21 protein-coding genes and 3 tRNA genes are annotated in these 23,402 nt (G+C 40.9%); 9 read left to right on the top strand and 15 right to left on the bottom strand.

The window, feature by feature from the left end; genetic code table 11:
- Positions 1-113: 113 nt before the first annotated feature.
- Both OFO10_RS02560 and OFO10_RS02555 read left to right on the top strand, forming a co-directional pair.
- Entirely contained in the window at positions 114-3,053 is a 2,940-nt protein-coding gene (locus OFO10_RS02560) for an acyl-CoA dehydratase activase (RefSeq protein ID WP_270865973.1), read from the top strand.
- 2 nt (positions 3,054-3,055) lie between these two features.
- The gene (locus tag OFO10_RS02555) at positions 3,056-4,276 is read left to right on the top strand and encodes a 2-hydroxyacyl-CoA dehydratase (RefSeq protein ID WP_270865972.1); all 1,221 of its coding nucleotides are present in this window, start codon (positions 3,056-3,058) and stop codon (positions 4,274-4,276) included.
- A gap of 79 nt (positions 4,277-4,355) precedes the next feature.
- Here the strand turns inward: OFO10_RS02555 and OFO10_RS02550 are convergent, their stop codons facing one another.
- The 4 genes from OFO10_RS02550 to prfB form a co-directional block, all read right to left on the bottom strand.
- Entirely contained in the window at positions 4,356-4,901 is a 546-nt protein-coding gene (locus OFO10_RS02550) for a hypothetical protein (protein WP_270865971.1), read from the bottom strand.
- A gap of 132 nt (positions 4,902-5,033) precedes the next feature.
- A complete protein-coding gene (locus OFO10_RS02545) occupies positions 5,034-5,471 on the bottom strand; it encodes a hypothetical protein (RefSeq protein WP_270865970.1) in 438 nt (145 codons plus the stop codon).
- Positions 5,472-5,480: 9 nt separating this feature from the next.
- On the bottom strand, positions 5,481-5,801 hold the full coding sequence (locus OFO10_RS02540; protein WP_270858261.1) for a type II secretion system protein: 321 nt from the start codon (positions 5,799-5,801) through the stop codon (positions 5,481-5,483).
- Positions 5,802-5,822: 21 nt separating this feature from the next.
- Positions 5,823-6,923, bottom strand: coding sequence for a peptide chain release factor 2 (prfB, locus tag OFO10_RS02535; protein WP_270858262.1), 1,101 nt, complete (start codon positions 6,921-6,923; stop codon positions 5,823-5,825).
- A 125-nt stretch (positions 6,924-7,048) separates the two neighbouring features.
- On the opposite strand from prfB, the gene panC reads away from it, so the two are divergent.
- The 3 genes from panC to tilS are packed head-to-tail and all read left to right on the top strand — an operon-like array spanning position 7,049 to position 10,223.
- Positions 7,049-7,870 carry a pantoate--beta-alanine ligase gene (gene panC / locus OFO10_RS02530; RefSeq protein ID WP_270858263.1) on the top strand — a complete coding sequence of 274 codons (822 nt, stop codon included), beginning with the start codon at positions 7,049-7,051 and terminating at the stop codon, positions 7,868-7,870.
- 2 nt (positions 7,871-7,872) lie between these two features.
- Positions 7,873-9,183, top strand: coding sequence for a 30S ribosomal protein S12 methylthiotransferase RimO (gene rimO / locus OFO10_RS02525; protein WP_270865969.1), 1,311 nt, complete (start codon positions 7,873-7,875; stop codon positions 9,181-9,183).
- Positions 9,184-9,185: 2 nt separating this feature from the next.
- Entirely contained in the window at positions 9,186-10,223 is a 1,038-nt protein-coding gene (gene tilS, locus OFO10_RS02520) for a tRNA lysidine(34) synthetase TilS (protein ID WP_270865968.1), read from the top strand.
- Here tilS and OFO10_RS02515 read toward each other — a convergent pair.
- From OFO10_RS02515 to OFO10_RS02500, 4 genes are read right to left on the bottom strand one after another with little or no spacing between them, the layout of a single operon-like run.
- Positions 10,170-10,928, bottom strand: coding sequence for a hypothetical protein (locus OFO10_RS02515; RefSeq protein ID WP_270865967.1), 759 nt, complete (start codon positions 10,926-10,928; stop codon positions 10,170-10,172). The genes tilS and OFO10_RS02515 overlap by 54 nt on opposite strands.
- A gap of 48 nt (positions 10,929-10,976) precedes the next feature.
- Complete coding sequence (locus OFO10_RS02510) at positions 10,977-11,636, bottom strand: lysophospholipid acyltransferase family protein (RefSeq protein WP_270865966.1); 660 nt, start codon at positions 11,634-11,636, stop codon at positions 10,977-10,979.
- Positions 11,617-12,912 (bottom strand): tRNA (N6-isopentenyl adenosine(37)-C2)-methylthiotransferase MiaB, encoded by a 1,296-nt coding sequence (miaB, locus tag OFO10_RS02505; RefSeq protein ID WP_270865965.1) that lies wholly within the window; start codon positions 12,910-12,912, stop codon positions 11,617-11,619. The genes OFO10_RS02510 and miaB overlap by 20 nt, the downstream gene beginning before the upstream one ends.
- Complete coding sequence (locus OFO10_RS02500) at positions 12,909-13,151, bottom strand: HP0268 family nuclease (RefSeq protein WP_270865964.1); 243 nt, start codon at positions 13,149-13,151, stop codon at positions 12,909-12,911. The genes miaB and OFO10_RS02500 overlap by 4 nt, the downstream gene beginning before the upstream one ends.
- A 156-nt stretch (positions 13,152-13,307) precedes the next feature.
- On the opposite strand from OFO10_RS02500, the gene nusA reads away from it, so the two are divergent.
- A complete protein-coding gene (gene nusA / locus OFO10_RS02495) occupies positions 13,308-14,438 on the top strand; it encodes a transcription termination factor NusA (RefSeq protein WP_270862047.1) in 1,131 nt (376 codons plus the stop codon).
- A gap of 63 nt (positions 14,439-14,501) precedes the next feature.
- Here the strand turns inward: nusA and OFO10_RS02490 are convergent, their stop codons facing one another.
- The 5 genes from OFO10_RS02490 to OFO10_RS02470 form a co-directional block, all read right to left on the bottom strand.
- Entirely contained in the window at positions 14,502-15,956 is a 1,455-nt protein-coding gene (locus OFO10_RS02490) for a Mur ligase family protein (protein WP_270865963.1), read from the bottom strand.
- Positions 15,957-16,436: 480 nt separating this feature from the next.
- Positions 16,437-17,198 carry a hypothetical protein gene (locus tag OFO10_RS02485; RefSeq protein ID WP_270865962.1) on the bottom strand — a complete coding sequence of 254 codons (762 nt, stop codon included), beginning with the start codon at positions 17,196-17,198 and terminating at the stop codon, positions 16,437-16,439.
- 297 nt (positions 17,199-17,495) lie between these two features.
- Positions 17,496-18,098, bottom strand: a complete 603-nt coding sequence (locus OFO10_RS02480) for a thiamine phosphate synthase (protein ID WP_270865961.1) — start codon at positions 18,096-18,098, stop codon at positions 17,496-17,498.
- A gap of 24 nt (positions 18,099-18,122) precedes the next feature.
- Entirely contained in the window at positions 18,123-19,268 is a 1,146-nt protein-coding gene (thiH, locus tag OFO10_RS02475) for a 2-iminoacetate synthase ThiH (protein WP_270865960.1), read from the bottom strand.
- Position 19,269: 1 nt separating this feature from the next.
- A complete protein-coding gene (locus OFO10_RS02470) occupies positions 19,270-20,031 on the bottom strand; it encodes a thiazole synthase (protein WP_270865959.1) in 762 nt (253 codons plus the stop codon).
- Positions 20,032-20,278: 247 nt separating this feature from the next.
- Here OFO10_RS02470 and OFO10_RS02465 point away from each other — a divergent pair, with 247 nt between their 5' ends.
- Entirely contained in the window at positions 20,279-20,527 is a 249-nt protein-coding gene (locus OFO10_RS02465; protein ID WP_270865958.1) for a hypothetical protein, read from the top strand.
- 674 nt (positions 20,528-21,201) lie between these two features.
- Here OFO10_RS02465 and OFO10_RS02460 read toward each other — a convergent pair.
- A tRNA-Arg gene (locus OFO10_RS02460) sits at positions 21,202-21,278 on the bottom strand.
- 162 nt (positions 21,279-21,440) lie between these two features.
- Between OFO10_RS02460 and OFO10_RS02455 the strand changes: the two genes are divergently transcribed.
- Both OFO10_RS02455 and OFO10_RS02450 read left to right on the top strand, forming a co-directional pair.
- Positions 21,441-21,515 (top strand) — tRNA-Gln (locus OFO10_RS02455).
- A 24-nt stretch (positions 21,516-21,539) separates the two neighbouring features.
- Positions 21,540-21,614: transfer RNA gene (locus tag OFO10_RS02450), tRNA-Met, on the top strand.
- A gap of 286 nt (positions 21,615-21,900) precedes the next feature.
- Here OFO10_RS02450 and OFO10_RS02445 read toward each other — a convergent pair.
- Entirely contained in the window at positions 21,901-22,335 is a 435-nt protein-coding gene (locus OFO10_RS02445) for a type II secretion system protein (RefSeq protein ID WP_270865957.1), read from the bottom strand.
- Between the last annotated feature and the right edge of the window lie 1,067 nt (positions 22,336-23,402).

Below are 23,402 nucleotides of genomic sequence, written 5' to 3'. Positions count from 1 at the left end.
ATTTTATTTTCGTTTAAAAACAATGTATAAAATCACGAAATTTAAATTTTACATAGCTTATTTTTTTAATAAATTTTGTAAAATTTCAATAAAATTTTCAAGAGTGATGAATTATGATATATCTAGGCATTGATGTTGGTTCCACGACCGTAAAAACAGTAATTTTAAATGAAAATAATGAAATTTTAGAAAAAACTTACCAAAGACATTTAGCCAAACCAAAAGAGCTAGTTTTACAGCGAATTTTAGAAATCCAAAAAAAATATCCAAACGAAAATTTCAGCCTTTCCATAGCAGGTTCAGCCGGTATGGGTATCGCCAAAAACTGCGAAATTCCCTTTGTCCAAGAGGTTTATGCCACTTCGCTAGGAGTTAGGCAGATGTTTCCTAAAACCGATATCGTCATCGAACTAGGTGGCGAGGACGCGAAAATTATCTTTCTCACAGGCGGGGTTGAGGAGCGTATGAACGGCTCGTGCGCGGGCGGAACTGGCGCATTTATCGATCAGATGACAAATTTGCTAAATTTAGATATCGCAGAACTAGACAGATTAAGCTTTAACGCGAGCAAAATTTACCCTATCGCCTCTCGGTGCGGGGTTTTTGCCAAAAGCGATATTCAGCCTCTTTTAAATCAAGGCGTGCGCAAAGAAGACATAAGTGCGAGCATTTACGCAGCCGTAGTCGAGCAAACAATCGCCGGACTTGCCCAAGGGCGCGAGGTTAAGGGCAATATTTTGTTTCTAGGCGGACCGCTATTTTTCTTAAAAGGTTTGCAAAAACGCTTCAAAGAGGCGCTAAATTTAAACGACGAAAACGCCACCTTTCCTGATATCGGGCCGTTTTTCGTGGCGTATGGTTCAGCAATTTATGCCAAAAAAACAGGCACTGCGCTAAATTTAGACAAAATCATAGAACTTTTGCAAAAAAGCCCAAACAAAGAGCTTTTAGAATCAGAGGAGCCTCTGTTTAGCTCACAAGCCGAATTTGACGAATTTATTGCTCGCCACGAAAAAGCGAGCGTCCCCAAAGCCGACATCGCCTCATACTCTGGGAGCGCGTATTTGGGCGTGGATTGCGGCAGCACGACGATTAAGGTCGTTTTAATCGGCGAAAATTACGAGCTTTTATACAAATTTTACTCATCAAACAAGGGCGATCCGATAAATATCTTGCAAGAAAAACTAGCCGAAATTTACGCCCTTTGTGGTTCTCGCATAAAAATCAAAAGCTCAGGCGTTACAGGATATGGCGAGGAGCTAATCAAAACCGCTTTTGGCTTTGATTACGGCATAGTTGAGACCATCGCGCATTACAGCGCGGCGCGCCACTTCAACCCCAAGGTCGATTTCATCATAGATATCGGCGGACAAGATATCAAATGCTTTTCGATAAAAGACGGCAATATCGATTCTATCGTGCTAAATGAGGCGTGCAGCTCAGGGTGCGGGTCATTTTTGCAAACATTTTCGAATTCACTAGGTCATGAAATCAAAAATTTCGCCAAAATGGGGCTTTTCGCCTCGCACCCAGCCAAGCTTGGTAGCCGTTGCACGGTCTTTATGAACTCTTCTGTCAAACAGGCCCAAAAAGACGGCGCGAGTGTGGAAGATATCAGCGCAGGACTTGCAATTAGCGTGATTAAAAACGCGATTTACAAGGTAATTCGTGTGCGAAATTCTGACGATTTGGGACAAAATATCGTGGTTCAGGGCGGGACATTTTTAAACAATGCCGTGCTAAGAGCCTTTGAAAAAGAGCTTGGCAAAAATGTCATCAGGCTCGATATTAGCGAGCTTATGGGCGCGTATGGGGCTGCGCTTTTTGCGCGCGATAATGCGCCAGAGAGCTCAAATTTAATCACGAGCGAAAAACTAGCACTTTTCACGCATAAAAGCGAATTTGATACCTGCAAGCTTTGCACAAACAAATGCCCGCTTACAATCACGCATTTTGAAAATTCGAAATTTATCACCGGAAATAAATGCGAAAGAGGCGCAGGTAAGGCTATCAGAAACGATATTACGAATTTATTCGAGTTTAAAAACGAGCTTTTGAAAAAATACAAAAAGCTCCCAAAAGAGGGCGCGCCAAAGGTCGGAATTCCGCTTGTTTTGAATATGTATGAGATGATTCCGTTTTGGAGTGCGTTTTTTGAAAATTTAGGCATGAGCGTCGCACTATCGCGCAAACCGCGCAAAGAGACGCTGTTTTTAGCCAACCAAAGCATACCAAGCGACACAGTCTGCTACCCAGCCAAAAGCGTGCATGGCCATATTTACGACTTGCTAGCGCAAAATGTCGATTTTATATTTTATCCGTGCATGAGCTACAACCTAGACGAAAATATCAGCGAAAACTGCTACAACTGCCCTGTGGTGGCATACTACCCAGAGCTAATCAAGGCAAATGTCAGCGCGCTGGACGAGCGGGCGTTTTTGTATCCGCACCTAGATTTAAATTCGCCTGAATTTTTTGCCAAAACTATGCGAAAAGAGCTAGCAAATTTAGGGTTTAAATTTAAGCTTGATGTCATCAAAAATGCCGTATTTCAGGGCAAAAAAGAGCTAGAAAACTACAAAAACACGGTTTTAATCAAAGGCGAAGAAACGCTAAATTTAATCCGCGAGCAAAATTTGAGCGCAATCGTGCTTGCTGGCAGACCTTATCATATCGACAAAAGCGTAAATCACGGGATTGATCGCTACTTAAATTCTCTCGGATTTATCGTGCTAAGCGAGGATAGCCTGCCACTAATGCAGGTTCAAACCAAATCACTAAATCAATGGACATACCACGCCAGGCTGTATAGCGCGGCTAGATTTATCTGCAAATATCCTAAAATGCAACTCGTGCAACTCGTAAGCTTTGGGTGCGGGATAGACGCGATTACAGGCGATGAAGTGCGCGATCTATTGCGCGCAAATGGCAAAATTTACACTCAGCTTAAAATCGACGAAGTTACAAATCTAGGGGCTGTTAAAATCCGCCTACGCTCGCTAAAAGCGACAATGTTAGAGCGCGAAAAAGCTCAATTTATACAAAAAGGCTAATGATGTTTGCGAAATTTACAAAAGATATGAAAAGCACTCACACGATTTTAATCCCTACGATGATCGATCCGCATTTTCGCTTTATGAAAAGCGTTTTGGCTGATGAGGGGTATAAAAGCGTGCTTTTACGGGACAACCGCGCAAACATCGTCGAGGAGGGCTTGCGAAATGTCCATAACGATATGTGCTACCCTGCCCTGCTCGTAATCGGGCAGTTTATCGACGCGCTAAAAAGTGGCGAATTTGACACGCACAAGGTCGCACTTCTGATAAGCCAAACAGGTGGCGGGTGCAGGGCGAGCAACTATATAAATTTGCTTCGCAAAGCCCTAAACGAGAGCGGTTTTGGCTATGTGCCGGTGATCTCGCTAAATTTTGGCTCGCTAGATGAAAATGGATTTGCGCTGAGCAAAATGGCGCTAATCAAGCTGTTTGTGGCGATTTTTTACGGCGATTTGATGATGAATTTATACAATCAGTGCAAACCATACGAAAAAATTCCCAATCAAACGAACGAAATTTACGAAAAAATGGTCGAATTTATCGCAAATTTGACAAATCAAAAGTCATTTTTCAAACTAAATAAAAATTTTAGCCATATCTTGCAAAATTTCGCCAAAATAGAGCGTTCTGGCGAGCCAAAAATCAGGGTTGGTATCGTGGGTGAAATCTATCTGAAATACTCCCCTATCGGCAACAACGGCCTAAACGCCTACCTCATCAAAGAAAACGCCGAACCCGTAAATACCGGGCTAATGGATTTCGTGCTGACTTGCATTTATGATGCTGTGTATGACAAAAAGCTCTATGGCAAGGGTGGCGCAGCGTATTGGGGTAGCCTTGGGGTTGCAAAAATTTTAGAATTTTGCCAAAAAAAATTAATTCGCGCTATGAAAAAACACGGATTTCGTCCGCCAACGCCATTTAAAGAGGTGCGCGCAGCCGCCGAGGGATATATCAGCCACGGCGTGAAAATGGGCGAAGGGTGGCTACTCACAGCCGAAATGGTCGAGTTTATGAAGCAAGGCGTGCAAAATGTCGTCTGCGCCCAGCCATTTGGCTGTCTGCCAAATCACATCATCGCGCGCGGTATGATACGCAAAATCAAGCAAAACTACCCAGACGCCAACATCGCCGCGATCGACTACGACCCGGGCGCAAGTGCGGTAAATCAGGAAAACCGCATAAAATTAATGCTTTCAAATGCAAATAGGGAATTTTAAAATTTAAAATTTCGTGAGAATTTGGCTAAATTTAACAGCCAAATTTGGCTAAATTTCAATGAATTTAGCCAAATTTCATCTATCTTGTTCTGCGTTTTATATCTCTGTGTGCGCTTCTATGGCGTTCGCCGTTGTCATTATCAAAGCTCCTAGCCTCGCGTTCGCGCCTTTTGATTTCTTTGTAACGAGAGCTTGCTTTGATAACTTCTGCTTCCCTTCTAGCCCGACGCAAGGTCATTTCGCGTTCGCCGTTGTTAGCATGAATTTTGCGAATTTCGCGCTCGTGGCGGATTGATTTATCGCTTGGGCGGTGATTGTGTGGGCGCGAAGAGATGGCTGGGCGAGTGTGCGGGCGAGTATTTATATGGCCGTGGCGATTGTCCCGAACCACGACTGGGCGTCTATCTACCACGACAGGACGCCTATCCACGATAACTGGGCGTCTATCATAAATCACAGGGCGACGGCGATATCCTCTGTCATAGTAATAATCGCTCTCGTAATACCCTCTATAATACGGACTTCCGCTATCATACACCACGCTACCTGAGGCTCTCGTATGCGCACAGCCTGTGAAAAACAGACCGACAACCGCGCCAAGAATTGCGAATTTTAAAATTTTCATTTTGTATCTCCTTTATAAAATCGGAGCGAATTTTACATTTGCGTGATTAAATTTTTTGTTTATGAAATTTAAATTTGAAAGCTAGGGCGAAATTTGATAAATTTTAAAATTTCGCCCCAAATTTGGCCAAATTTAGCCGTTATAACCCAAGCGTCTCATATTTGCGCAAGCGTTTTTGTATCCGTGGTAGCAAGTTACGCGGTAAAGATCGATTGCATTAAATGTGTTTTGTTGCACGCCTTGTCCGCGCTCGAACATCTCAGCTAATTTCATGCAAGCTGGGAAGTTTTGAGTGCCTACGCACGCCATATTATAGGCATTTGCAGCTGAGCCGAAATCGCCTTTGGCATACATTGATTCAGCGAAACTAAAACACAAAGCGCCATTTCCGCTTCTGCAAGCGTCGCTTTGGACGATATTGCCCTTGATTTTGGCTGGGCGGATTCCGTCTTGGATCTCGTTATAGCTGTATTTTCCAGCCTTTGGCGCGCTTACTGCGCTTTTTGGTGCATTGCTGACACAACCTGCTAAAAATAATCCTGCAATCATCACAGCGATTAAATTTTTCATAAGCTATCCTTATCTGCCTAAGATATAGTAAGTGTCTTTGTTCGGCACTTTTTCTAAGGCTATATTAAATTTATCCGACCAAGCCTTGATCATATCTACAACAGCCTCTTTGCGCTCTTTTGTAGCGGCCTCATTTTTGATTTTAAAATACGGATTTGTATTTGACATAGCGATGTAAGCATCATAAATTTTAAGCTTATCGTTTAGTGTAACGATGTGCTCCAACTCTGTGTCTGTGAAATCACATTTTGACAAAATACCGCGAAGTTGCGCTATCACCGCCTCGCTTGAAGTATAACCTAATGCTAGAAGAATTCCCTCTTCACTCATATTAATCCTTTCTAATGAAATTTATTGTTTGTTTGCTTGCGAAATTAAAACACCCTCGATTAGCTTTTTTATATCGCCATCAAGTATCGCATCAGTCTGGCTAAACGCCTCGCCTGAGCGGTTATCCTTGACCTGCTGATATGGGAAAAGCACATAAGAGCGAATCTGATGTCCCCAGCCAATATCGCTTTTTTCGATACTATCACTTGCTTCTCTTTTTTTCATAAGTTCAAGCTCGTAAAGTCGCGATTTTAGCACCTTCATTGCCGTTTCTTTATTTTTGTGTTGGCTTCTATCGTTTTGACAATTCACCACAATCCCAGTGGCTAAGTGAGTTATGCGAACAGCACTTTCTGTTTTGTTGATGTGCTGCCCACCTGCCCCACTAGCGCGAAAAACATCGATTTTAATATCCTTATCCTCGATATTTATCTCAATATCATCGTTTAGCTCAGGGCTTACCATGACGCTTGAAAAGCTCGTGTGCCTACGCCCTGCACTATCAAATGGACTGGTTCGCACTAGGCGGTGGATTCCGTTTTCGGCCTTTAAATACCCATAGGCGTTTTCGCCACGCACGATAAAGCTTACATCTTTAATCCCCGCTTCATCGCCCTCTTGGAAGTCCAAAACCTCTACCTTAAAGCCCTCTCTCTCGCAAAACCTGCTATACATACGATACAGCATGCCCGCCCAGTCGCAACTCTCTGTCCCACCAGCTCCTGGGTGGATAGTGATAATCGCGTTTTTGTCATCGTCATCGCCACCGAGCATCATCGCTAACTCTAAATTTGAAATTTCCTCTTCCAGCTCGCTTGCGCCCTCGAAAAGGTCGTTTATCGTATCATCATCATTTTCGCTAAGGGCTAATTCGTAAATTTCACGCGCATCATCAAGCGCAGAATTTGCCTTTTTAAATTTCGCCAAAACCGAGCTGATTTTGGTCTTTTCGCGTCCGATTTGAGTTGCTAGCTTCACATCGCTCCAAAATTTCTCGTCCGCTTCGATTTTTGAAATTTCCTCTAAGCGCGCGCTAATTTCATCTGGTTTGATAATCGAGCTAATATTATTGATTTTTATGTCAAGGTTTTTCAAAAGTTCGCTATATTCGTAATTATCCAAGTTTTGCCTTTAAATTTTTTGCGAGATTATAACAGCTTAAAGCTTTTAACCCTTTTAACCCAGAGTTAAATTTTAATTTTTTTGAGTTATAATCGCCCTTTAAATTTCAAAATTTGGAAGTAAATATGCAAATCATAAGAACAGTAGAAGAGTTACGAGCATTTCGTGCCAATGCCTGTGGTAATGTGGGATTTGTCCCTACAATGGGGGCTTTACACGCTGGACACATAAGCCTAATCAAACAAGCCAGAAACGAAAACGACATCGTAATCGTATCGACCTTCGTAAATCCTACGCAGTTTTTACCGGGCGAGGATTACGAAAAATATCCAAAAAACGAAGAAGCAGATATTAAAATTTGCGAAAATTTAGATATCAACGCTATGTTTATCCCAGAAGTTAGCGAAATTTACACAGATAATGAACCAACAATCATAGCGGTGCGCCCGACATCTGAAATTTTGGAGGGCAAAACCCGCCCAGGGCACTTCGACGGCGTGTGTATGGTGCTGAATAAATTTTTCAATATCGTTCGCCCAAACAATGTCTATATGGGCAAAAAGGACGCCCAACAGCTCTTTATCGTGCAAAATATGGTAAAAAGCTTTTTAATGGATATTAATATCGTGCCGTGCGAAATCGTCAGAGAGAGCGACGGGCTGGCTCTGAGCTCGCGCAATGCGTATTTGGACGAAGAGGAAAAAATGCTAGCGCTTAAAATTTCGCGCTCTCTCTTAAACGCTAGCAATCTAATCGCCAAAGGCGAGATTAGCACTAGCATTTTAAAGGATAAAATGCTTTCGATTTTAGAGCCATTAGAGGTCGATTATATCGCGTTTGTAAATAGAAATTTTGAAATTTTAGACCAAATAGAGCCTAAAAACACCATTATCCTTGTCGCTGCCAAAGTTGGCAAAACACGCCTAATCGATAATATTTGGTTGTAAAAATGCCAAAACTTTATTTAGTCTCACTTGGGTGCAATAAAAATCTCGTCGATAGCGAGATTATGCTTGGTAGGTTGCAAAACTACGAAATCGTCTCCGAGCCCGAAAACGCCGATGTTATGATAGTAAATACCTGCGGGTTTATCGCTTCGGCGAAGCAAGAAAGTATCCGCACAATCCTAGAACTCGCCGAATTTAAGAAAAAAAACGGCGTTTTGGTGGTAACGGGTTGCTTAATGGAGCGTTACAAAGACGAGCTTATGCGTGAGCTCCCCGAAGTCGATATTTTCAGCGGTGTCGGCGACTACGACAAAATAGATGAGATGATACTTAAAAAACAAAATCTGTTTTCGCCCAATACTTACTTGCAAACCACGCAAAAAAGGGTAATCACTGGCTCAAATTTTCACGCTTACATTAAAATCGCCGAAGGGTGCAACCAAAAATGCAGTTTTTGCGCGATTCCAAGCTTCAAAGGGCGTTTGAAAAGTCGCAGTTTAGACGATATCGAAGCCGAAGTCAGGGATTTGGTCGCGCAGGGATTTTATGATTTTAGCTTTATCGCGCAAGATACGAGCAGCTATGGGCGAGATAGGGGCGAAAAAGACGGGCTAATCGTGCTTATAAATCGCATTGAAAAGATTGAGGGCGTAAAATTTGCGCGAATTCTTTATCTTTATCCGACTACAACGAGCGAAAATTTGATTAAAACTATCATAAATTCGAGCGTTTTTGTGAATTATTTCGATATGCCAATCCAGCATATAAATGACGAAATGCTAAAAATTATGAAGCGCGGAAACGGGAAAAATGAAATTTTAAATTTGCTAAATTTAATGCGTTTGGCGCCAAATTCGTTTTTGCGAACCGGCGTGATAATCGGACACCCGGGTGAAAGCGAGAGCGAATTTAACGAGCTTTGCGAATTTTTAAGTGAGTTTAAATTTGATAGAATTTCAGCCTTTGCCTACTCCAAAGAAGAAGACACAGCAAGTTACGAAATGGAGCAAATTCCAACTCGCGTTATCACAAAACGGCTAAATAAAATCGAAAAAATCGTGGATAAAGCGATTTGCGAGAGTTTTGCCGGGCTTGTCGGCACCACGCAAATCGTGGAAATCACGGGCATTAGCTCAGAGGGCGAGTTTTTTTATGGCGCAAAACTAGCTCTTTGGGATAAAGACATCGACGGCGAGATTTTAATCAACGAAAGCGAGATTGAAAATTTGCAAATCGGACAGCTCTACGAGTGCGAGATTAGCGAATTTGTAGGCGGGAAACTTATAGGGAAAATTACAAAACAAGCCAAATAAAAATGCAAATTTTAAATATAAACCATGAGATTTTGGACTTTTTGCGTAGTAGGAAAAATTTACTTGCTTTTTCGCATGGAAGCGATAGCACGGCACTTTTTTACACGCTTTTAAATTTGGGCGTTAAATTTGATTGTGCTTTTGTGAATTACAAAACCCGCGAAAATAGCGATTTAGAAGAAATTTCGGCAAAAGAGCTTTGCGATAAATTTGGCGTGAATTTGTTTGTCAAAACTGCTCCGCTAAATTTAGAAAATTCAGGCGATTTCGAAAATACTGCGCGCAAAATTCGCTACGATTTTTTTGATGAAATTTGCGCTAAATTTGGCTATGAAAATCTCATCACGGCACACCAACTAAACGATAAATTTGAGTGGTTTTTAATGCAACTCGGACGAGGTGCGGGTCTAGCAAATCTGCTAGGCTTTGAAAAAATCGAAAATCGCACAAATTTCACACTCGTGCGACCATTTTATAATGTCGGCAAAACGCAAATTTTAGAGTTTTTAAGCGAAAATAAAATCAAATTTTTTAACGACATTTCAAACGAAAATACCAAATTTGCAAGGAACGCCGTAAGGGCTGAATTTAGCGATAAATTCGTAGAAAAATACGCTTTAAATTTAGCAAAAAGTTTTGAGTTTTTATCGCTCGATAAAGCAAATTTGCTAGGCGAATTTGTATATCAAAAAGATAAATTTTTTGTGCTTGAAAATTCGCAAAAAAGCCTAAATTTAATCGATAAAGCGTGTAAAATTTTAGGCGTAGTTCTTAGCCAAAATCAACGAAAAGAAATCCAAAAAACAGACTGCGTCCTTTCGGGCAAAATTTGCGTTTGCAAAAACGAAAAATTCTACTTCGTTGCCCCATTTCACAAAGCCAAAATGAATAAAAAATTCAAAGAAAAATGCCGAATTTTGCGAATTCCGCCACTAATTCGCCCCTATATTTTCGCTAGAAGCGAAATTTTAGCAGAGTGCGAAGGGCTAATTTCTGGCCTCGACCATAGCGATTTTGTTGATAAAATCGGCGAAATTTAGGTTGATAAGATTTGTTTTGATATGGATTCGTGTAAAAATCACATAGCCGATCTCATTGCTGAGCGTGCCGTCTGAGTAAATGAAAACATTTGTCAAAAACTCGCTGTTTTTTGACTGGTAAAAATTGTCGATTTGGAAATTTAAAATCTCATAAAACAACTCATCGCTATCGCTCATCATGCCCTTCATTTCGTCATCTATGAGAATCATATCGGCATAGAGAGCGCGTTTTTTGTTTGCCACCAAAAACGCCACGCGGTCGTTAAATTTGAGCACAAACATCGCGACACTATCGATTTCATGCTGATTTTTGTATAAAAAATAAAGCACCTTAAAAAGGCTTTCATAAGAGTTGAAGCTCGCGCCGAATTTCTCGTCGCTTTTAGTAGTCGCACTGCGCGGGAATTCCACGGTAAAATCGCTATCGACGCTTTGATAAAAGCACTCGTCCGCCCTTTTAGGCTCGCTAGAAAAAATCACCCTTTGAGTTGGATCGTCGATTAGTATATTTGCGTGCAAACTCTTGGCAATGCTTTGCCTAAATTCCGCCATTTGCGCCGCAAAATCAGTTGCACTATCGACGCTGAATTTGAGCGTCTTTTCATCTACGATTTTTTTACTAAATCCGAGTTTTCTAAAAACAAATTCGCACTCGCTATCATTTTGCGCCACGCTTAGAAAAGATTTAGCCTTGAAAAGTCCCATTTTTTCTCCTAAAAAATGCTAATTATACCAAAAATCGTTTATGCAAAACTAAAAATCGAAATTTTTATCTTTTTCGGCCTGAGCAAAAAGCAAATTTGCTATTTTCTCTTTCGCCTCTTCCAACCCCAGTCCAGCGATATCTAGTGGCTCGCTTAGGCTGTAATTTACGCGCGAAAAGGGCTTTGGCAAGACCATTTTATCCCAGCTTCTAAACTCCCAAAAACGGTTCGCTTCGTAGTTTAGCGCGTAAATTTTGAGATTTTTTTTCTGCGCGATTGTGACAGCTCCGTCTGCGACGCTGTGTCTTGGGCCTCTGGGACCATCTGGGGTAATGATGACATCTACGCCGTTTTTGATTTCGCTAAATGCGTTCATCAGCGCCCTAACTGCGCCTTTGGAGCTTGACCCTCTAATCGCGCCGATACCAAAATGCGAAATCACTCTCGTGATAATCTCGCCGTCTTTGTGGTCCGAGATGATGACCTTCACCTTTCTTTTTTCGCCATAATACCGTTTCCAGTAGCGAAGATAAGCAAAAGGCATCATTGCAAGTCTGCCGTGCCAAAACACCACCACGCAAGTTTCATCTGATAATTTTGTATCGCTAAATTTAACCCTACAAGTAAGATAAATCAAGCGTATCAAAAAAGTCCCAATATATTCTACACAAAAAAAGATAATGCGTTTTTTAAAGGGTAACTTTTCCATAAAGTGCCATTCTAGCGGCTTTTTCGATTTTTACATTTAGCGTGCGCCCAAGCAGTTCCTCGCTACCATTTACGCAAACCAAAAAATTCGAAAAACTTCTGCCAGCTACTTGATTGTTTTCGCGCAGTTCCTCGAAATACACCTCGTGCCCTCTACCTACCTGCGCGCTCATAATCTCATCTAAAATTTCATTATGCAGACCCTGTAAATAGCTAAGACGCGCACTTGCGACTTTATCGTCGATTAGCGCTAAATTCTGCGCCGGCGTATGCGGACGCGGGCTAAATTTAAAGCTAAAAACCTGCTCGAATTTCACCTGTTTTAGCACATCAATCGTATCGGCGAAATCCGCCTCGCTCTCCGTCGGATAAGCCACGATGATATCGGTGCTAATGCTCACATCTGGGCATAAATCTCGCAGTTTTAGCGCGCGATCAAGGAACCACTCCTTGGTGTATCCACGCCTCATATCGCGCAAAACCTTAGTCGAACCGCTTTGTAGCGGCATGTGCATGGATTTACAAATTTTAGAATTTGAGCTAAAAACTTCTAAAAATTTATCGTCCATGTGAAGCGGGTGCGGGCTCGTAAAGCGAATCCTCTCAATCCCCTCAATCTCGCTTAGCCTTACTAAAAGGTCGCTAAAATCGATTTTTTCGTGCGCATTGGAAAATCTTTTGCCATAGTTATTGACATTTTGACCGAGCAAAAATATCTCTTTTGCCCCGCGCGCAGCACTTCTGCGCGCCTCATCAAGTATGATTTTTGCTGGGATTGAGAGCTCGTCGCCCCTGGTTTGTGGCACGATACAATACGAGCATTTTTTGTCGCAACCAATCATAATATTTATGTATGATTTGTAAGGACTGCCCCGAAATTCGCCAAAGGCAAACTCGCTCTCATCGTAGTTTATATCGGTGCTAATAAATTTTGGCGTTTGCACAGCTTGTGAGATTTTCGATACATTTCGTGCTCCAAGCACGAAATCCACGAACGGAGCGCGCCTGAAAATTTCAGCGCCCAAGTGGCTAGCAGTGCAGCCGCAAACTCCGATTTTTGAGCCAGCCTTGCGGACTTTGTCAAATGCGCCAATCTCGCTAAAAAGCTTATGCACGGGCTTTTCACGCACAGAGCAGGTGTTTATAAGGATTAAATCAGCAATGTTAATATCGTTTGTGAGTTCGTAATTTTGGTTTTTTAATTCGGCGATGATGTGCTCGCTATCACGCACATTCATCGCACAACCGAGGGTTTGTATGTAGAGAAATTTTTTCAAACTATATGCACCTCATACATATATTCGTTTTCATTTAGGCCATAATACACGCTTCTTTGATAGACCGAAAATCCCTTTTTTTCGAAAAATTCTATCAGCGCGATGATATCTTTATGCGAATTTTCTCTATCTAAATAGAAAATTTTTTGACCATTTTTCGCGATTTGAGCTTCCAAATCTTCGACTTTTGCACTCTTTGGCTTCGCTTCTAGGCTAGTTCTAGCGAGTTTTACTTGCATTGCTTCATCCTTTCGTATTTCAAATTTTAAACTGATGAGTTTAGCAAAATTAATATAATAATTCGTTTAAATAAAAATAAAGTCTAAATTTAATATAATACAGAACTCGAAAATTTTAAAAATCCCAAAATTTAGCAGTGTAAGAAAAGGAAAATTATGGAAAAAATCACAGACATAATCGAGTCTATCGCAAATGAAAAAGGACTTGATCCATCAGATGTGGGCGCGCGGGTCAAAACAGCCTTTATCCAAACCGCAAAAAGGCTATTTGGCGAGCAGTTTATCTACGACAGCGAGGTAGATCCCGTCACTAAAAAGGTCAAACTCTACCAAAAAGTCCAGGTCGTAGCTGATAATGACGAGCGTGCAGGACAGGATAATTTCATCGCAATTAGCGAAGCCAAAAAGCACGGTGACGCTGAGATTGGCGATGAGCTAAGCTATGATATAAATATCGAAAATCTCGGCCGCACAGCTTCGCAGGTTTTGGCAAAAGAGCTAAATTACCATATCCAGCGCCTACTCGAAGAGAAAATTTTCGAAAGCTATAAAAACAAAATCGGCACCCTAGCTCACGGCACCGTCACCAAAATCGACGCTAGCGAAACGACATTTGTCGAAATCGACGATATCAAAGCCTACATGCCACAAAAAAACCGCATTAAAGGCGAGAGTTTCAAAGTGGGCGATGTCGTCCAAGCCGTCATCAAAAACGCCTATATCGACAAAAATCAAGGCATAAAATTAGAGCTTTCGCGCACAAGTCCGAAGTTTTTGGAGGCGATTTTGCGCACGGAAGTGCCTGAAATCAAAGACGGAAGCGTCATAATCCAAGCATGCGCTAGGATTCCGGGCAAACGCACGAAAATAGCCCTTAGCTCAGTTTCGCCAAATATCGATCCAGTGGGCGCAACCGTGGGCAAAGGTGGCACTAGAATCGACGCTGTGAGTAAGTTTTTGAGCAAAAATTTAAGCGAAGAGGACAAAAAAGCTGGCGGAGAGAGCATAGATGCGTTTGAATACTCTGCCTCGCCTGAAATTTTAATCTCGCGCGCAATGGCGCCTGCGATTGTAAATTCGGTCAAAATCACAGATGAAAACAAAGCAATCGTCTATATCAACCCTGACCAAAAATCCAAAGCTATCGGCAAAAACGGCCTAAATATCCGCCTAGCCTCAATGCTAAGTGGTTACGAAATCGAGCTAATCGAAACAGGCGCATCAAGCGAAAAAGTATCAAACGAAGAGGGATTAAAAAATCTCGAAGCGCTCTTTGGCGGTCTGTGAGAATTCTTTCAAATTTGCGAATTTTAAAAATTCGCAAATTTTAAAATAATCAAAATTTAAAATTTATATGAAATTCGGAGCGTCGTTAGAAAACAGCACCAAATCCCCTGCTTTGGTATATTTAGCCAAAATTTCAACCATTTTCGATTTATCTTTTAGCACATAAACCTTGCCGGGATTTATATTGTCTTTGAGTGTTTTTAAATTTAACTCGCCAGTTATTATCACGAGATCAAAAACCTCATCGATTTTTTTTGCCAGCACTTCATTATCTTCCTTGGTCGATTCGACGATTCCAGGCGTTACGATGACTTTATTCCCTTTGTAAGTTTTGCATAGTTCGTAGCTAGCTAGCATACCAGCTAGATTGCCGTTAAATGCGTCATCAATGATGATTTTACCGCCATTTTCGATTTTTTGGAGGCGGTGTTCGACGCTATGCACCTTTTCGACTGCGTTGTGGATATAGACATCATTTACGCCCAAAAACCTCGCTACCATGACACACGCGCTGAGATTTTGCGCGTTAAACTCGCCCAGCACTGGCGCAGAGAGTCTGAAATTTTCGTCATTGATTTTAAGGCTAAATTTAATCCCGTTTAGTGTCGAGCTAATCACCTTCGTGCCGATATCATAGGTGCTAATCGTGGCGCTGTTGTGGCAAAGCGTGCTAGAATGCACAAATGCGTGTTTTAGACGCGGTGAATTTAGCGCTTCAAGCTTGGTAGCGCGGATATTTTCTACGCTTTTGAAATACTCCAAATGTTGCGCGCCAATCTCGCCTACAACTACGATTTGCGGGCGCAAAAACTCGGTGATTTCGGCGATATCGCCAGGCAGTCTGGCACCAGCTTCTGCGATATAGACCTGAGTGTTTTTTGGCAAATCATCGTTTATGTCCTTTACAATCCCAGCTAGCGTATTTACCGAGCGCGGGGTCTTATAGCAGACGAAGTGCGGACTAAGGATATCATAAAGGAAGTTTTTGATACTCGTCTTGCCGTAACTTGCCGTGATTTGGACGATGATTAGGTTATTCATCGTGCCTAGCTTGGCTAGCGCGCTAGCTTTGAAGCGGTTAAAAAGCGTTTTTTCGTATCTAAAATGAAAAAACAATCCCACAAATAGCGCGATAACGGCTGGAATTTTAATATCGGTTGAAAATTTAATATCAATCAAAATTTCCGCAATCCCCACAATCACCGCAAACGAGGCTATGTATGCAAACGCCCTTTTTATACGATCAGTAAAAACTAGCTTTTTGTCCAGCCCCCTGTGCCAAAGTGCCAAAATAGCAATATAACTAGCCGTTACCACGCCCAAGGCTGCGTAATAAAACGGGCAAAACATGGCCGCGATTTGAGCCAAAACTGGGATTATGAAAAAATACAAATGCCACATAGGCTTGGTGAAATGGTGCATTACGCGCCCCGGGCGATACGAAAACCACTGCAAACAAGTAAGCGCGTAAAATCCCAAAGCAAGGGTGAAAATAAAATTTGAAATAACTGCCGACATTTTTTCCCTCAAATTTATTTATACTTAGATTACAAAACCTGTAATTTTATTCTAAAAAAACTTGATTGTTGCTTATTTTTGCGATAAATTTTATTATTTAGAGCTTGATTTGCGTCAATGCGAAATTTACTCTAATCTGTCATTGCGAGCAAAAGCAAAGTGTCAATACGCTTTTTGCACAGCGTGGCAATCTATGAGTAAAAATTCCTATCGCTAAATTTGCTGTCATTGCGAGATTTACGAAGTAAATCGAAGCAATCCAGTAAAATTTAAAGAAAAATTCAACCTAAATTTAGCATTGAACAATTTTAAATTTAGCCAAATTCCAAAATTTAATTAAATTCTATTTTTAGAATTTGTTTGTAAATTTTGGCTTGTAGATCGCCATAACGGCTTTGCCCTTTTGCAACGATAAGCATAACAGGATAACAAAAAGAAATTTGCATTATTTTTATAAGCAAGAATATCTACTCTACGATACTATAATGGTAAATAGCCTTTTTTAATGTTATCAATATTGATATTTTTTCTTGTTAAAAACCAGTTTTTTATGTCGTAATAAATTTGATTATTGTAAATGTATAAAAAGTAATATGACCCAGCAACCAATGTTCCGGCATATAAAAAATGATTTGGATATTGTGGTTCTGCAATAATAACAATAGGAAAAATTCTAAAATGCCTTAAATTGCCATTTATAATAAACAAAAGTGTAAATTTAAAAATAATATTTCCAATAAAAATACAAAAAATAAAAAATATAAATAAAAATTTATAAGCATATATTACGCATGCTAAAACTACACAAAAAAATATTTTATCCCCTACATCAAATTTGCCACTGGATTTTTTTCTAAAAAATGGTTTAAAAAGAAATTTATCTATTTCGTTGATAGAAATTTTTCGTTTTAATTTAGCATCGTCATAAAAAGATATAAAATCGTTTGTAAGGTAAATTTCTCGTTTTTTAGAAACATTATAATGCCTATGTGCTAATACAACTGATAAAAATAAAATAATTATAAAAAATATTTCCGAACCTACACTATCATAAACACCAGAACTATTTTCAAAAAATCTAGCAAACAATAAAAACAATATAAAACCAAATATAAAAGAAAATAAAAACATAGTCGTAGCGATAACTTCATCATAATTTGTAAGTATTATCGGTTCTTTGTCATAATCCCTCAAATTCTTATTTTTATTAAAAATATCGTTTTTAAAATTTTCATTTTCCAAATTTAATCCTTTTTATAAAATTTCCGTCATTGCGAGATTTACGAAGTAAATCGAAGCAATCCAGAGAATTTTAAATTCAAAATTCAACCTAAATTTAGCATTGAACGATTTTTTGAAATTAACCTGCGCCGTGAAATTCTTTGTAAGGGGGAGGGCGCGCTTTTTAGGAGACGCTACCCTCCCCCTTACCAACCCCCACCCCTGTAAAACCTTAGAAGTGGCTAAATTTAAAGCTTCGCTTTAAATTTAGCTAATTTAATTTTACTGAAATGCTTCGCATTTCTTTACAGCGGCAGGTTACAGAAAATTTTCTAAAAATTCTTTTTCGTTTTCGCATGTCATGGCAGAGCTCATTATGGCGATATTATCGGCTCCGCTTTCAATCGCAAAGTGGAAATTACTAGAATTTATCCCGCCAAGGGCGTAAATTTCGCCGTCCCAAAATTCACGCACATTGCGAATTAAATCTAGCCCCTTTGGCTCTAAATTTGCTTTGCAATCTGTGGGAAAAATATGGCTTAAACAAAGTGCATTTGCGCCCAAATTTAGGGCAAGCCCGGCTTCGTCTGTGCTGTGAGCTGAGATTACGATTTTTTCAAATTCGCTTAAATTTCGCGTGGAATTTTGCCTGAAATTTTGCAACACGCCCAAAGGAAGCCAGATAAATTTATGCTCCAAATCAAAGGCTAAATCCAAAAAATTATGCAAAAAAAGGCGAACGCCAAAATGGTTGCAAATTTGCAAAACTTCGCAAAAAAGCGCGCAGTATTCGCTCACGCTCAAATTTTTCTCACGCAAGATTATTTCGCTAATCCCGACTTCGCAAAGGCGTGAAATTTTCTCTTTCAACGCCTCTTTGCTACCACAAAGCCCTAAATTCGAAATCGCCGTGATTTTCACTTTTTCGCCCCAAATTTCGCAAATTTACAGATAAATATACTCGCTCATCAGTGGCGCTAGTCCCGCACCCCTAATCGCAGCACAAACCTCAGCCACGCTTCTGGCGTCATTTATCTCAAACTGCTCGTCGCCCTTTTTTTGGCTGTGTCCGCCGATACCGACACTAACTCCTGCTGAAATTTTATTTGTGGCGATTTTAATCGCTTCATCTCTAAAACCAGCCCTTTCGCGCGTCGAAATCGTGATATTCGCACTAGGAATTAGTAGGCGATACGCCGTAATCACCTGCAAAAGCTCCTTTTCATGGACATCTCGCGGATTGATTTTATTATTATTTATTATCGGGCGAAGTCTTGGGACTGAAAAGGCGATTTCGGCGTGCGGGTATTTTTGTTGCAACAAATACGCGTGCGCACCCGTAGCAAAGGCGTCCTTACGAAAATCATCAAGCCCAAGCAACGCCGCAAAGCCGACCCCACGCATACCGCCCATTATCGCCCTTTCTTGGGCATTGAAGCGATACGGGAAAATTCGCTTATTGCCTTCTAAATGCAGCTTTGCGTATTTTTCTGTGTTGTATGTCTCTTGGAAAACGGTTACAAAATCCACGCCTGAGTTATGCAAGATAGCGTATTCATCGGAATTCAGTGGATAAATTTCCACGCCTACGACCTTGAAATATTTTTTGGCGATTTCACACGCATGAGCGATATAGCTCACATCGCTATCGACCCTGCTCTCGCCTGTTAGCACCAAAAGCTCTTCAAGTCCGCTCTTTTTTATCGCTTCGTATTCGGCTATTAGCTCATCATCGCTAAGCTTGGCTCTTTTAATCTGATTTTTTTTGCTAAATCCGCAATACACGCAGTTATTATCGCAATAATTTGAAATGTAAATCGGCGTAAAAAGCGAGATATTATTGCCAAATTTCGCCCTTGTCTCGCTCATACTCGCCCTTGCTAACTCTTCTAAAAATTTAGCCCCGACCACGCTTAAAAGTGCGCCAAAATCGTCTAAATTTCTATTTTTTTTCTCTATCGCCCTTAAAACATCGGCTTCATTATAAGCGTTTGGGTCGTAATTTTGCCTTAAATTTAGCACTTTTTGCATTAAGCCATCATCGATTTCTTGCATGTGTGCTAGGTATTTCATGTGGTCGATTTTTTCCATTTTAGTCCCTTAAAAAGCCGGTTAGTGGCGAACTTGCCGCGGCAGTATTTCGCACGGCGCCAAATTTGGCATTATAAGCGTCTCGCCCTGCATTTATCGCATTTGCAAAGGCTTTTGCCATTTGGACTAAATCGCTAGAAGTGGCGATTGCGGTATTTACCATGACGGCAGCACACCCCATTTCCATGGCTTCGCACGCTTGGCTTGGGCGACCAATACCCGCATCGACGATAATCGGCAAATCCACTTCGCCGACTAAAATTTCAATCATATCTCTCATCATAAGCCCACGATTTGAGCCAATGGGCGCACCAAGCGGCATCACAGCGGCTGCACCTGCGTTTTTAAGGCTTCTTGCCACATTTAAATCAGCGTGCATATACGGAAGCACGATAAATCCGTCATTTGCTAGAATTTCGGTCGCTTTAATGGTTTCGTAATTATCGGGGAATAAAAATTTGCTATCTGTGATAATCTCGATTTTTACGAAGTCCCCACAGCCTAGCTCACGGGCGAGCTTTGCGATACGCACGGCTTCTCCTGCGTTTCTGGCGCCACTTGTATTTGGCAAAAGCGTAACGCTTTTTGGTATGAAATTTAAAATATTTCTGTCTTTGCTCTCGCTTACTCTACGAAGTGCGAGTGTTACGATCTCACACCCTGCATTATGGACACAGGCTTCTATCATCTCATGGTCGAATTTGCCAGAACCCATTATGAAGCGAGATGAAAATTCCTTACCACCTAAAACTAATTTATCCATTTGAATTTTCCTTTTGATTTTGTGATTTATGAGATTATACAAAGAAAATCTGAATTAATTGTAATATTTGACAAAATTTGTGTCATTGCGAGTGTGTCTCTCGCGCAAAGCAAAATTCCTTTGCCTTTCATTTGTCATTGCGAGCGAGTGTTGCGAGCGAAGCAATCTACGACTTTAAAATTTACAGACGCTGAATTTGCTGTCATTGCAAGCAAGTGTAACGAGCAAAGCAATCCAGGGAAATTCATTGCACGCTACCATTGTCATTACGCTTCGCAACCTTGGAATACTGCCTCGATACGCTCTCCATTGTCATTGCGAGGAGCGAAGCAACGAAGCAATCCAGGGATTTCCCCTTGCCGTTAATTTGTCATTGCGAGGCGACGCAGTCGCCGTGGCAATCCACGAGCCTAAACTACCTTGCGCTCTAAACCCTGTCATTGCGAGCTTTCACAGAAAGCGAAGCAATCTACGAGTAACAATCACCAAAATGTGAATTTCGTGTCATTGCGAGCGTGTCTCTCGCGCAAAGCAAAGTTCCTTTGCCTTTCATTTGTCATTGCGAGGAGCGTTAGCGACGAAGCAATCTACGACTTTAAAATTCCTTGCGCCAAATTTGCTGTCATTGCGAGCGTAGCGAAGCAATCCAGAGAAATTCCCTTGCCTTTCATTTGTCATTACGCTCCGCAAGCTCCAAATACTGCCCCGATACGCTAACCATTGTCATTGCGAGGAGCGAAGCAACGAAGCAATCCAGGGATTTCCCCTTGCCGTTAATTTGTCATTGCGAGGCGACGCAGTCGCCGTGGCAATCCACGAGCCTAACCTACCTTGCGCTCTAAACCCTGTCATTGCGAGCTTTCGTAGAAAGTGAAGCAATCTACGAGCGACAATTACTAAAATCTGAATTTCATGTCATTGCGAGCGTAGCGAAGCAATCCAGTAAAATTTAGAGAGAATTTAAAAATTAGCAAAATTTATCTGAATTTCCCTGGATTGCTTCGCTCGTTACACTCGCTCGCAATGACAGCAAATTCAGCGTCTGTAAATTTTAAATTCGTAGATTGCTTCGTCGCTTCGCTCCTCGCAATGACGATAGCTAGCGTATCGGCGCAGTATTTCGCAATGATAAATAAAAATCAAAAATTCAATGAAAATCTGAGTTAGAAGTGGTGCGCCCGAAGGAATTCGAATCCCTGACCTTTTGAACCGCAATCAAATGCTCTATCCAGCTGAGCTACGAGCGCACAATCAAAAAGAACTTTGATTATACATTTTTATAGCTTAAATTTAGCAAAAACAGCCCAAATTTATCGCACAAATTAAAATTCCACTACAAATTTCACTAAATTTCGCGATTTTTCTTGACTTTTCCTTTGTTTTTCTGTATAATACAAGTTCTTTTGCATTGGGGTATCGCCAAGCGGTAAGGCAATTGGTTTTGGTCCAATCATGCGGAGGTTCGAATCCTCCTACCCCATCCACACTTCTTTAAATCATTTTTGTATCGCAGGGTAGAGCAGTGGTAGCTCGTCGGGCTCATAACCCGAAGGTCGGGGGTTCAAATCCCTCCTCTGCAACCAATCTTATTTTCATACGAAGCAAACGAGATTTTTAAATCGCATAAATTTCAAATGGTGCATTTTAACTAGACACTTGACATTTTTATAGATTAGATAAATTTAGCGATATTTTTATTTGCGATTATTCATTTATTTTCTTAAACTTGAAGCGATTGTATTTTTTAGTCTTATGGTTGTGATTTTGCTTATACTTTTTACATTGTAAAGAAAATATAAATAAAAAAGGCTCGGAAGCCGAAGCCCCCGAGCCAAAGTTATCAAAGTATAATCCAATCGGATTATAATCCTACCACTCTACCGCAGTTCCACCAGCTTGATGAACTTTTGCAGTTTTATCTGCTTTTAGCATACCTGATTTTGCCAATGCATCATTTACACCTTTTACGATAGCAGGGCTTGCGGGATTGCCACAACCAGACGCAGGATTTACAGTAACATTACCATCAGGCGATGTTGTGATTTGAACACAGTTTTGACCTTTTGCTTGAACATAACCACCAGTAGTTGTATTTGTCATTTTATCTACAGTGCTAGCAAAGCCGCCATTATGACCTGTATAATAAGCTGTCAAATCGCTAACAGCAGTAGCGACATTTGTAACTACTTTACTAATCTCAGCATCATCTCTCGTAGCTGCAAGTCTTGGGATAGCAACAGCTGCTAAGATACCTAGAATAACGATAACGAAGATCAACTCGATCATAGTGAAACCTTTTCTCATGGTTTCCTCCTTGTAAATAGATTTCATTTTACATACATATATGTAAAACTTGCGTGGATTATAGCAAAAAAAATTAAAAAATTCAATTGTTTTGCAAAAAATTTGAAAAAATTTTAAAATTTTATAAAAAAAGCCCATTTTTGCGTGGTTTGCGGGTGTGGAATTTGGCGGTTTGGCGCGGATTGGTTTGTTTGCGACACTCGCGCGGGGGCGATAGGGATTAGAGCGCTTGGTAGTTTAGGCTCGTGGATTGCTTCGGCGCTAACGCTTCTCGCAATGACAAATTAAAGGCAAGGGAAATTCCCTGGATTGCTTCGTTCGTTACACTCGCTCGCAATGACAAAGCGAACAAATTTTGCATAATCCGTCATTGCGAGCTTTCGTAGAAAGCGAAGCAATCTACGAGCGACAATTACCAAAATCTGAATTTCGTGTCATTGCGAGCGTAACGAAGCAATCCAGTAAAATTTAGAGAGAATTTAAAAATTAGCAAAATTTATCTGAATTTCCCTGGATTGCTTCGCTCGTTACACTCGCTCGCAATGACAGCAAATTTGGCGCAAGGAATTTTAAAGTCATGGATTGCCACGGCGACTGCGTCGCCTCGCAATGACAATGGCGAGCGTATCGGCGCAGTATTTAAGGCTTGCGAAGCGCAATGACAATGGTAAGTGCGCAATGAATTTCTCTGGATTGCTTCGCTGCGCTCGCAATGACAGGGATTAAAGCGCTTGGTAGTTTAGGCTCGTGGATTGCCACGGCGACTGCGTCGCCTCGCAATGACAGATTAGATGCAGTATTCTAAGGTTGCGGAGCGCAATGACAATGGTAAGCGTGCAATGAATTTCCCTGGATTGCTTCGCTCGTTACACTCGCTCGCAATGACAATGGTTCGCGTATCGAGACAGTATTTGAAAAGCGATAAAATTTGCGAATTTTAAAATTTCAAGCTATGGGCTAAATTTAAAATTTAACCCATAGCCTAAATTTGGAAATTTGAGAATTTTGCAGAATTTATAAATTTTAAATTCTTACTCACTCACAGCTTTTTTGATTTTTTTGACTTC

The sequence above is a fragment of the Campylobacter sp. VBCF_06 NA8 genome, assembly GCF_027737825.1.
Lineage (GTDB): Bacteria > Campylobacterota > Campylobacteria > Campylobacterales > Campylobacteraceae > Campylobacter_B.
This window is presented reverse-complemented; position numbering and strand designations above follow the sequence as displayed.